The 10,708-nt window shown below is 46.0% G+C and carries 14 protein-coding genes; 11 read left to right on the forward strand and 3 right to left on the reverse strand.

Going from position 1 to position 10,708, the window contains the following annotated elements; translation table 11 throughout:
* Window positions 1-97: 97 nt before the first annotated feature.
* A complete protein-coding gene (locus tag MHB62_RS05905; RefSeq protein WP_003245017.1) occupies window positions 98-940 on the forward strand; it encodes a YitT family protein in 843 nt (280 codons plus the stop codon).
* Between the two features lie 18 nt (window positions 941-958).
* Window positions 959-1,414, forward strand: coding sequence for a BsuPI-related putative proteinase inhibitor (locus MHB62_RS05910; RefSeq protein WP_014479419.1), 456 nt, complete (start codon window positions 959-961; stop codon window positions 1,412-1,414).
* Between the two features lie 30 nt (window positions 1,415-1,444).
* Here MHB62_RS05910 and MHB62_RS05915 read toward each other — a convergent pair whose 3' ends face one another.
* From MHB62_RS05915 to yitU, 3 genes are all read right to left on the reverse strand, one after another.
* Window positions 1,445-1,642: a DUF3813 domain-containing protein gene (locus MHB62_RS05915; protein ID WP_003245613.1), complete on the reverse strand. Its 198-nt coding sequence runs from the start codon at window positions 1,640-1,642 to the stop codon at window positions 1,445-1,447.
* Window positions 1,643-1,795 carry a hypothetical protein gene (locus MHB62_RS05920; protein WP_017695668.1) on the reverse strand — a complete coding sequence of 51 codons (153 nt, stop codon included), beginning with the start codon at window positions 1,793-1,795 and terminating at the stop codon, window positions 1,643-1,645. It abuts the gene before it with no gap.
* Window positions 1,796-1,898: 103 nt separating this feature from the next.
* On the reverse strand, window positions 1,899-2,711 hold the full coding sequence (gene yitU / locus MHB62_RS05925; protein WP_019712363.1) for a 5-amino-6-(5-phospho-D-ribitylamino)uracil phosphatase YitU: 813 nt from the start codon (window positions 2,709-2,711) through the stop codon (window positions 1,899-1,901).
* A 120-nt stretch (window positions 2,712-2,831) separates the two neighbouring features.
* Here yitU and MHB62_RS05930 point away from each other — a divergent pair, with 120 nt between their 5' ends.
* The 9 genes from MHB62_RS05930 to MHB62_RS05970 all read left to right on the forward strand — a co-directional run bounded on the left by MHB62_RS05930 (window position 2,832) and on the right by MHB62_RS05970 (window position 10,663).
* Window positions 2,832-3,599 carry a prolyl oligopeptidase family serine peptidase gene (locus MHB62_RS05930; RefSeq protein WP_019712364.1) on the forward strand — a complete coding sequence of 256 codons (768 nt, stop codon included), beginning with the start codon at window positions 2,832-2,834 and terminating at the stop codon, window positions 3,597-3,599.
* Window positions 3,600-3,662: 63 nt separating this feature from the next.
* Window positions 3,663-3,971, forward strand: coding sequence for a metal-sulfur cluster assembly factor (locus tag MHB62_RS05935; RefSeq protein ID WP_003232998.1), 309 nt, complete (start codon window positions 3,663-3,665; stop codon window positions 3,969-3,971).
* A 64-nt stretch (window positions 3,972-4,035) separates the two neighbouring features.
* The gene (locus MHB62_RS05940) at window positions 4,036-4,206 is read left to right on the forward strand and encodes a YqaE/Pmp3 family membrane protein (protein ID WP_003232996.1); all 171 of its coding nucleotides are present in this window, start codon (window positions 4,036-4,038) and stop codon (window positions 4,204-4,206) included.
* Window positions 4,207-4,266: 60 nt separating this feature from the next.
* Entirely contained in the window at window positions 4,267-5,697 is a 1,431-nt protein-coding gene (locus tag MHB62_RS05945; RefSeq protein WP_032721326.1) for an FAD-binding oxidoreductase, read from the forward strand.
* Window positions 5,697-6,236 carry an MFS transporter gene (locus tag MHB62_RS05950; RefSeq protein ID WP_003232993.1) on the forward strand — a complete coding sequence of 180 codons (540 nt, stop codon included), beginning with the start codon at window positions 5,697-5,699 and terminating at the stop codon, window positions 6,234-6,236. Before MHB62_RS05945 ends, MHB62_RS05950 begins: the two co-directional genes overlap by 1 nt.
* Window positions 6,237-6,441: 205 nt before the next feature.
* Window positions 6,442-7,479, forward strand: coding sequence for an N-acetyl-gamma-glutamyl-phosphate reductase (gene argC / locus MHB62_RS05955; protein WP_032721329.1), 1,038 nt, complete (start codon window positions 6,442-6,444; stop codon window positions 7,477-7,479).
* Between the two features lie 19 nt (window positions 7,480-7,498).
* Window positions 7,499-8,719, forward strand: coding sequence for a bifunctional ornithine acetyltransferase/N-acetylglutamate synthase (argJ, locus tag MHB62_RS05960; RefSeq protein ID WP_032721330.1), 1,221 nt, complete (start codon window positions 7,499-7,501; stop codon window positions 8,717-8,719).
* 13 nt (window positions 8,720-8,732) lie between these two features.
* Window positions 8,733-9,509 (forward strand): acetylglutamate kinase, encoded by a 777-nt coding sequence (gene argB, locus MHB62_RS05965; protein WP_015252370.1) that lies wholly within the window; start codon window positions 8,733-8,735, stop codon window positions 9,507-9,509.
* On the forward strand, window positions 9,506-10,663 hold the full coding sequence (locus tag MHB62_RS05970; RefSeq protein WP_032721332.1) for an acetylornithine transaminase: 1,158 nt from the start codon (window positions 9,506-9,508) through the stop codon (window positions 10,661-10,663). The genes argB and MHB62_RS05970 overlap by 4 nt, the downstream gene beginning before the upstream one ends.
* The last annotated feature ends 45 nt before the right edge of the window (window positions 10,664-10,708 follow it).

Raw genomic sequence — 10,708 nt, forward strand, 5'->3', positions numbered from 1 at the left:
GTTAAGCCAACTATATCATATTAATTTGCCAAAATCGTGTTCAAATATTTGTTTTAAGGGAAAACATAATAAAGAAGAAAGAGCGGAGGAACATGCCATGGTACTAGATCAAACAAAAAAATTACTCATCGTCATCATCGGCGCTTTACTCAATGCTGCCGGGCTGAACTTATTTTTGATACCTGCAGATGTATATGCCAGCGGATTTACAGGTGTTGCCCAGCTTTTATCAAGCGTCGTTGATCAATATGCCCCCTTTTACATATCGACGGGAACGCTCTTGTTCCTCTTAAACATTCCAGTCGGTATTTTAGGATGGCTGAAGGTCGGCAAATCGTTTACAGTGTACAGCATTTTAAGTGTCGCACTCACTACTCTGTTTATGGGGATCCTGCCGGAAACAAGCCTGTCACATGACATTTTGCTGAACGCGGTGTTCGGCGGCGTCATTTCCGCAGTCGGTATCGGCTTAACATTAAAATACGGAGCTTCGACAGGCGGGCTTGATATCGTCGCCATGGTGCTTGCAAAGTGGAAGGATAAACCCGTCGGCACGTATTTCTTCATTCTGAACGGGATTATCATCTTGACGGCAGGATTATTGCAAGGTTGGGAGAAAGCATTATATACCCTGGTTACACTATATGTGACAACGAGGGTGATCGACGCCATTCACACTCGCCACATGAAGCTTACGGCAATGATTGTGACGAAAAAAGCGGACGAAATCAAGGAAGCCATTTACGGAAAAATGGTGCGCGGCATCACAACTGTTCCGGCAAAAGGAGCTTTTACGAACGAACAGAAAGAAATGATGATTATCGTCATCACGAGGTATGAACTGTACGATTTAGAAAAGATCGTCAAAGAAGTTGATCCGAAAGCATTTACGAACATCGTTCAAACGACAGGGATTTTTGGTTTCTTTAGAAAAGACTGACGAAAGCAGGTGGAAGTCGTGAAACGGCTGCTTGTGATGCTCCTCCCCGTGCTGCTTTTGATAGGCTGCGGGAAAGATGAGCAGACAGAACCCGATAAGGAGGTATCAGGCGGAATGGAGAATCAAGAGGTTGTTTTATCTATTGACGCAATTCAGGAGCCTGAACAAATCAAGTTTAACATGTCGCTGAAGAACCAAAGCGAACGTGCTATTGAGTTTCAATTCAGCACAGGGCAAAAATTTGAACTTGTCGTGTATGATTCTGAGCACAAAGAAAGATACCGTTATTCGAAAGACAAAATGTTTACGCAGGCTTTTCAAAACCTGACGCTTGAATCTGGAGAAACATATGATTTCTCTGATGTGTGGAAGGAAGTCCCGGAGCCCGGAACCTATGAGGTAAAGGTGACATTTAAGGGCAGGGCGGAAAATCTCAAGCAGGTTCAGGCTGTTCAGCAGTTTGAAGTCAAATAAGAGGCTATGGCGAGTCGCCATAGCCTTTTTTTATTGGAGTTTGTCCAGCTGATTTTGAAATTGATGCAGCTGTTGACGTTCCGCATCTGTCGAATTGGCATACGCAGAAGATACAGCATTTTTGGCTCTCAGAATCGCTTGCTCCTGATCGCCTTCCTCAAAGCCGTTTGTCACCATGACCGCCTGTTGAACAAATGATTTTGCCTGCTGAAACAGTTCATTTCTCATTTAATATTCAACCTGGCTTTCGGCCGAGTCTCGTGCCGCGGCATGCTGGTGAGCTTCTTCTAAAGTAGACCGATATGGAAATCTTGCGGCGTGTAGCCCGATGGAGTCTTTACCCTGCTGAATAAACCTTCTGGATTTGCTTCGTTTACCCATTTTGAGACTGCCCCCTTCCATACTTTGACGAGATGAGTCGTCTTCAATAGTATGGTGGGGCAAAGTAAGGTTTATGAGTGGGAAAAATTAATACGGACCTTCTTTAAAATGAGAAATATTCTTTCAAAAATCTTGCAACGCCGTCCTCTTCATTTGTAGCCGTTGTTCGGTTGGCAATCTGCTTGACCGCGTCAATTCCATTTCCCATTGCAACGCCGCAGCCTGCAAATTCAAGCATTTCCAAATCGTTATCCTCATCCCCGAAAGCAATGATCCGCTCCCTCGGCACGCCGTAATAATCGCTGATTTTCTGCAGGCCGACCGCTTTATTCATGCCGCTTTTGATAATTTCAATGACATGCCACGGTGCGGCCCATCTTCTATGGTCGATTACCTCGGCATGCACATCCGATAAATATGAGCGTATTGCCGGCACATCCTCTTCTTTTGCATGTATGAGTACAGACGTCACATCTTCACCAAGATTTTCCCGCAAGTCTCCGACCGTTACATTTGTTGTGTTCATATTAAAGGCATCTATCAGGTGCTCATCATGGTAATGAAAGTATACGTCGTCAATCACTTCAGCAAGCACGTTATGTACGTTGTAACTTTCGCTGATATCCACGAGCTGTTTGACAACATCAAGCGGCAGTGACGTATGATACCGTCCCCAGCTGTCGTCTTGCGGGTGATGGACAAATGCTCCGTTAAAATTGACAATTGGCGTTGTCAGCTCCATCTGCTGGTAGTACATGGAACTTGAACGATACGGACGGCCTGTTGAGATGCAGACATAATGCCCGTCATCTTTTAGGCGCTGTATCGTCTGAAGGGTGTTTTCAGATATGGTTTTATCATCCTTTAATAATGTTCCATCTAAATCTAATGCGATTAAATAGGGTTTTGTCTCCATGAAAAGCTCCTTTAACCTTAGATTTTGCTTGTTTTTCCTTACTTACAGTGTAGCTTTTTACCATCTTTATTGTCTACATGTTACACTTATGATTATGGTTATCCTAAGGAGGGGCACATTGTGATACAAATTGAGAATCAAACCGTTTCCGGTATTCCGTTTTTACATATTGTAAAGGAAGAGAACAGGCACCGCGCTGTTCCTCTCGTGATCTTTATACATGGTTTTACAAGCGCGAAGGAACACAACCTTCATATTGCTTATCTGCTTGCGGAGAAGGGTTTTAGAGCCGTTCTGCCGGATGCTTTGCACCATGGGGTACGGGGAGAAGAAATGGCTGTCGAAGAGCTGGCGGGGCATTTTTGGGATATCGTCCTAAACGAGATTGAAGAGATCGGCGTACTTAAAAACCATTTTGAAAAAGAGGGCCTGATAGACGGCGGCCGCATCGGTCTCGCAGGCACGTCAATGGGCGGCATCACAACGCTTGGCGCTTTGACTGCATATGATTGGATAAAAGCCGGCGTCAGCCTGATGGGAAGCCCGAATTACGTGGAGCTGTTTCAGCAGCAGATTGACCATATTCAATCTCAGGGCATTGAAATCGATGTGCCGGAAGAGAAGGTGCAGCAGCTGATGAAACGTCTCGAATTGCGGGATCTCAGCCTTCAGCCGGAGAAACTGCAACAGCGCCCGCTTTTATTTTGGCACGGCGCAAAAGATAAGGTTGTGCCTTACGCGCCGACCCGGAAATTTTATGACACGATCAAATCCCATTACAGCGAGCAGCCGGAACGCCTGCAATTTATCGGAGATGAAAACGCTGACCATAAAGTCCCGCGGGCAGCTGTGTTAAAAACGATTGAATGGTTTGAAACGTACTTATAAAGCACTAAGTTATTAACAAGAGCTGAATTTACGTTATACTGTAGAAAAAAGGAGTGAGGGAACGTGGAAGAAGCATTAAAAGAAAACATCATGGGCGCCCTGGAACAGGTTGTCGATCCTGAGCTTGGCGTTGATATCGTGAACCTCGGCTTGGTATATGACGTTGATATGGATGAAGATGGCTTGACGCACATCACCATGACGCTAACATCAATGGGATGCCCTTTAGCGCCGATTATCGTGGATGAGGTGAAAAAAGCATTAGCGGACCTTCCTGAAGTGAAAGACACAGAGGTTCACATTGTATGGAATCCGCCTTGGACTAGGGATAAAATGTCCAGATACGCAAAAATTGCGCTTGGCATTCAATAAAACAAAAGAGGACAGCCTGATATGTGAGGCTGTCCTTTTTTACAGCTGAAAGGAGTGAAAGGGAATGATGTACCTGCTGGCAGTTTTATGCCCGCCGCTTGCTGTTTTGTTTTCGGGAAAACCGTTTCAGGCCTTGCTGAATCTCATATTGACCTGTATCTTTTGGCTGCCGGGCGCGATTCACGCCTGCTTTATCGTCGCAGACCGCCGTGCCGAAAAACGGGCAAGAAGATAATTTGGAAAAATGAGGACGCAGTCATGGTATAATGGTCATAAAAACAGCAGGGAGAGCACTATGAAAAAGAAATTGCTTGCATTCGCGCTTTGTACTGGCGCGTATGCGGCCCTGTTTGCGTACTCTGTGCACTCAGAGCAAAAAACAGACACAAGCGAGATGACGGATGTCAGCCGCCTGATGCCTGTAAAAATAAAGCAGACAGTGAAAGGGCAGGAAGAGGAAACGCTCATTGACACAGTCAAAGAGGCAAATCGAAAAAACATAAAAATTTCAATCGCCGGGGCCCAGCACTCCATGGGCGGCCATACATATTATGAGGACGGCATCGTTCTCGACATGACGGGCTACAACAAAATCCTGTCACTCGATCAAGAGAAGAAAACCATCAGGGTGCAAAGCGGTGCAACGTGGAATGATATCCAGAAATACGTGAATCCATACGGACTCGCGGTAAAAGTCATGCAGTCACAAAACATTTTTACAATCGGCGGATCTCTCAGCGCAAATGCACACGGACGTGATATTCGCTACGGCTCGCTGATTGATACAGTCAAATCATTCCGGCTTTTAAAAGCTGACGGGACGATTATCACTGTCACTCCAAAAGATGATTTGTTTACGGCGGTCATCGGAGGGTACGGCCTTTTTGGCGTGATTCTTGATGTAACGCTTGAGCTGACAGATGATGAGCTGTATGTCATGAAGACAGAAAAAATGAATTACAGCACATACTCAGACTATTTTTCAAAGCATGTAAAAGGAAATCCAGATGTCCGAATGCATCTGGCGCGAATTTCAACAGCGAAAAAAGGATTTCTGAAAGACATGTATGTCACAAATTACGTATTGGCTGATCATCAGGATCAGCTGCCATCATACAGCGATCTCAAAGAAGATGAGTATACGGGAGCCACAAAGTTTGCACTCGGTTTGTCAAGACGGTATGAATGGGGCAGGAATTGGCTGTGGGACACACAGCAATCCTATTTCCTGAGCCAAAACGGCACAGAGATTTCACGCAATAACGTCATGCGGTCCGAATCAAAGTTTCTTGAGTATGAAAACAATGACAACACAGATGTTTTGCAAGAATACTTTGTGCCCGTGAAGGAGTATGGGTCCTATATTGATGACCTGAGACAAACGCTGTCGGACGAAGATCTGAACCTGCTGAACATTACGATCCGCTACGTGCAGAAAAATGAAAAGGCCGACCTTTCCTATGCGAAGGACGATATGTTTTCGCTCGTGCTATTAATAAACGAGGGCTTTTCAAAAGAAGACCAGGCAGATACTGCCCGAATCATCAGGCGCATGACAGACGTTGCCATCAAGCACGGCGGCAGCTATTATCTGCCTTATATGACCTACCAGACAAAAGAGCAAATGAGACAGGCATATCCGAAAAGTGAAGCGTTTTTTCAGAAAAAACGAACCTATGACCCGGATGAGCGCTTTATGAATTACTTTTATCAGAGGTATAAATAATGGGGAAAAACAAATTAAAATGGCTGACATTATCACAAAGCAGCGTGTTTTTCGCAAGCAGCTTAATCTTTCCGTTTTATATTCTGTTTGTGAAAAATATAGGCTCAAGCTACACACAGTTCGGTTTTTCCTACGGATTGTTTGGGTTGAGCGGAGCGCTCATTTACCCGCTCCTCGGACGGCTGTCTGAAAGGTTTGACAGCCGTTATTTTCTGCTTCTGAACTCGTGGGGGATGGCTGTTCTGCTTTTATATGTCCCGCATATCGGAAGCGTCGTTCAAGTGTATATCGTCCAAGTGCTGTTAGGGCTCTTTGGAGCGATGCAAAAGCATGGAGAAAAAGTGCTGATCGCTAATTTTACAGACAGCGGAGAGCGTGGAAAGAAGATTGGGAATTACCATTTTTGGACAGCTGTCTTTTCAGCAGCAGCCATTATGCTCGGGGGCTTTCTCGCTGACTTTTTCACAGTGCAAATGATTTTTTATGCAAGCTCTATTCTATATTTTTTGAGTGGATTGATGATGATGAAAACAGGCTGACGCGGTCAGCCTGTTTTTTTATGCGGCTGAAATGCGGCACCGCATCAACGTTTTTGTGCTGGAGTCGTGCTGATTTTTTTGAGCGGAATTTCCATTGAACAGAAAATTTATAAATGAATAAAAATATTAAATATACGATTGAATTAATTTTTATTCATGTTATAATGTTAAATAATTTCACAAAGACCAAGAGGGTGAACTTGTTTTGAAAATAGGAATTGTAGGTGCTACAGGATATGGAGGCACCGAACTTGTCAGGATTCTTTCGCATCATCCTCATGCAGAGGAATGCATACTTTATTCATCCAGCGGAGAAGGGAATGTCTATAGCGAGGGTTATCCTCATCTTACCGGCTTAGCGGATCAGCAGCTGAAGCCGATTGATATGAATACGATCAAACACGAAATAGATATCATGTTTCTCGCTGCGCCGCCCGGAGTATCAAGTGAATTGACTCCAAAGCTGGCAGACGCGGGAATTCCGGTTATTGATCTGTCAGGTGATCTGAGGATACAAGAATCGGCTGAATATGAAAAATGGTATAAACGGACAGCGGCACCGAAGGCGGTGATTCAAGAGGCGGTATACGGTCTGGCAGAACTGAATCAACTGCAAATTCAACAGGCGAAACTCATTGCCAATCCAGGCTGTTTTCCAACAGCTGTTTTGCTTGGCCTCGCGCCATTGGCTCAAAAGAAACTGCTCGATGAATCTTTCGTTATCGTTGACGCGAAGACGGGTGTTTCCGGAGCGGGAAGAAAAGCATCCATGGGAACCCATTTTTCTGAGCTGAACGGCAATTTTAAAATTTACAAAGTCAATGAACATCAGCACACGCCGGAAATTGAGCAGGCGCTGAATGAATGGCAGCCAGGCCTCGAGCCCATTACATTTTCGGCTCACTTGGTTCCGATGACAAGGGGCATCATGGCGACGATGTATACCAGATTAACCTGTGATCTATCCGCAGATGACCTGCATGATTTATATTCGGAATTTTACCAAGATTCATATTTTGTGAGAGTGAGGCCAAAAGGTCAGTACCCGCAAACGAAAGAAGTGTACGGCAGCAATTTCTGTGATATCGCCGTGACCCTCGATGAGAGAACGAACAGAGTCACGATCGTCTCGGTAATCGATAATTTAATGAAGGGTGCCGCCGGTCAGGCAGTGCAAAACTTTAATTTGATGAATGGCTGGAATGAAGAAACTGGACTCACCATCACGCCAATTTATCCATAGAACGGGAGAGAATCGAACCATGATTCAGTTAAGTGAAGATCAAATTGTAAAAGTAACAGGTGATGTATCCTCGCCAAAAGGATTTCAGGCAAAGGGTGTGCATTGCGGGCTGCGTTACTCAAAAAAAGACCTCGGCGTCATTATCAGCGAGACACCGGCCGTGAGCGCAGCGGTTTATACCCAAAGCCACTTTCAGGCTGCTCCGATCAAAGTGACACAAGACAGCTTAAAGCACGGACCGACACTGATAGCCGTCATCGTCAACAGCGCCATTGCCAACGCCTGCACGGGAGAACAGGGCTTAAAGGACGCATACACAATGCGGGAGAGCTTTGCTTCACAGCTTGGCATTGAGCCGGAGCTTGTCGCTGTTTCATCAACGGGTGTCATCGGCGAGCATTTAGACATGGAAAAAATCCACGCGGGGATCGAGTTTCTGAAAGAAACACCTGCGGGATCAGGCGATTTTGAGGAAGCGATTTTAACAACTGATACGGTGATTAAGCAGACGTGCTATGAGCTGGCAATCGGCGGCAAAACAGTCACGATCGGCGGAGCGGCCAAAGGCTCTGGGATGATACACCCGAACATGGCCACGATGCTGGGATTTGTGACAACTGACGCGGCAATCGAAGAAAAAGCGCTGCAAAAGGCGCTTCGGGAAATCACTGACGTTTCATTTAACCAAATCACAGTTGACGGAGAAACATCCACGAACGATATGGTATTAGTTATGGCGAATGGCTGCGCCGAAAACGAGTGCCTGACAGAAGACCATCCAGACTGGCCGGTCTTTAAAAAAGCGCTCTTGCTCACTTGTGAGGATCTGGCTAAAGAGATTGCCAGAGACGGAGAAGGCGCGACAAAACTAATTGAAGCCCAAGTACAGGGAGCGAAAAACAATCTTGATGCAAACGTCATTGCCAAAAAGATTGTCGGCTCAAATCTTGTAAAAACGGCAGTATACGGAACAGATGCCAACTGGGGGCGGATCATCGGAGCCATCGGACACTCCGCAGCACAGGTGACGGCAGAAGAAGTAGAGGTTTATCTTGGCGGCCAATGCCTGTTTAAGAATAACGAACCTCAGCCATTCTCTGAATCTCTCGCTAAGGAATACCTTGAAGGAGATGAAATCACCATTGTCATCAAGATGGATGAAGGGGACGGAAACGGGAGAGCGTGGGGCTGTGACCTGACCTATGACTATATCAAAATTAACGCGAGCTATCGCACGTAATAAGGGGAGCGAAATGAAGAAGACAATCGTTTTTAAATGCGGGGGAAGTGTAATCCGTGAGCTGTCGGAAGAATTTTTTCAAAATCTGAAAGAGCTGATGGCGTCAGGCTGGAAGCTGGCGATCGTACATGGCGGGGGACCGGAAATCACAAATATGCTGAAACGGTTAAATATCAAGACAGAGTTTTCGGGCGGACAGAGGAAAACAACGAAGCCGGTGCTGGAAGTAGCGGAAATGGTTTTATCCGGTTCTGTCAATAAATTTTTCGTTGCTGAGCTTGCCAAACACGGACTGCGAGCCGCGGGCATTTCTGGTAAGGATGGCGGTCTTTTGGAGGCTGATTATCTAGATCCGGAAACATACGGAGAAGTGGGAGAAATCAAAAAAGTCGATGCGTCCATGGTGAACGCGCTGATGGAAAATGGCATCATCCCCGTTATTGCGCCGCTGTCTATGACAAGCGACTGTAAAACGCTGAATGTAAATGCTGATCTGGCTGCTTCAGCAGTCGCCGGAGCGCTTGAAGCCGATAAGCTTATGTTCGTCACGGATGTCGATGGAATCATGAAGGAAAAGCAGCGTCTGAACGTCCTGACCCCTAAGGAGATTCAGATGCTGATCAAGCAGGAAGTGATCACAGGAGGGATGATCCCGAAGGTCAATTCAGCCTTGTCAGCTTTATCAGATCAGGTGTCTGAAGTCATGATCGTAAACGGAAAAGGATCATTCTTCGCAGAACAAACCTTTCAAGGGACAAAAATCGTCAAAGCAAAGGAGGCTGTTTCATGAGCAGCTTGTTTCAAACCTACGGCCGTTGGGATATTGACCTCAAAAAAGCAAAAGGAACGTACGTTGAGGATAAAAACGGCAAAACGTACCTTGATTTCATTCAGGGGATTGCGGTATCAAATCTAGGACACTGCCATGAAGCGGTGACAGAGGCAGTCAAAAAACAGCTTGACAGCGTATGGCACGTATCAAACCTGTTTCAAAACAGTCTCCAAGAGCAAGCGGCGCAGAAGCTGGCAGCGCATAGTGCAGGAGATCTTGTCTTTTTCTGCAACAGCGGCGCGGAGGCGAATGAAGGTGCGATAAAGCTTGCCCGAAAAGCAACTGGAAAAACAAAAATCATCACTTTTCTTCAGTCGTTCCATGGCCGCACGTATGCAGGGATGGCTGCGACCGGACAGGATAAAATCAAAACAGGCTTCGGCCCGATGCTTGAAGGCTTTCACTACCTGCCATACAATGATCCTTCTGCTTTTAAAGCTCTTGGGGAGGAAGGCGATATTGCCGCGGTGATGCTTGAAACAGTGCAGGGAGAAGGAGGAGTCAATCCGGCGAGTGCTGAATTTTTATCAGCCGTACAGTCGTTTTGCAAGGAAAAGCAAGCCCTTCTCATCATTGATGAAATCCAGACCGGCATCGGACGGACGGGAAAAGGCTTCGCATATGAGCACTTCGGACTCTCACCGGATATCATCACAGTCGCCAAAGGATTGGGAAACGGCTTTCCGGTCGGCGCTGTCATCGGAAAGAAACAGCTTGGAGAAGCGTTTAACCCTGGTTCTCACGGAACGACTTTCGGAGGAAACATGCTGGCGATGGCTGCTGTGAATGCCACATTGCAAATTGTATTCCAGCCTGACTTTTTGCAAGAGGCTGCTGACAAAGGGGCGTTTTTAAAAGAACAGCTTGAGGCAGAGCTAAAGAGCCCTTTTGTTAAACAAATCCGAGGTAAAGGATTAATGCTTGGAATTGAGTGTGATGGCCCGGTTGCTGACATTATTGCTGAATTGCAGACATTAGGCTTGCTTGTATTGCCGGCCGGCCCGAACGTGATTCGGCTGCTGCCGCCGCTCACCGTGACTAAGGATGAAATAGCAGAAGCCGTCAGCAAGCTGAAACAGGCAATCGCTCATCATTCCGCTGTAAACCAGTGATTTTTTTTCGATATAAAGGCATAAAAATTCATTTTTATAATTAAT

Source organism: Bacillus sp. FSL K6-0255 (assembly GCF_045040725.1).
GTDB classification, from domain to species: Bacteria; Bacillota; Bacilli; order Bacillales; family Bacillaceae; genus Bacillus; species Bacillus subtilis.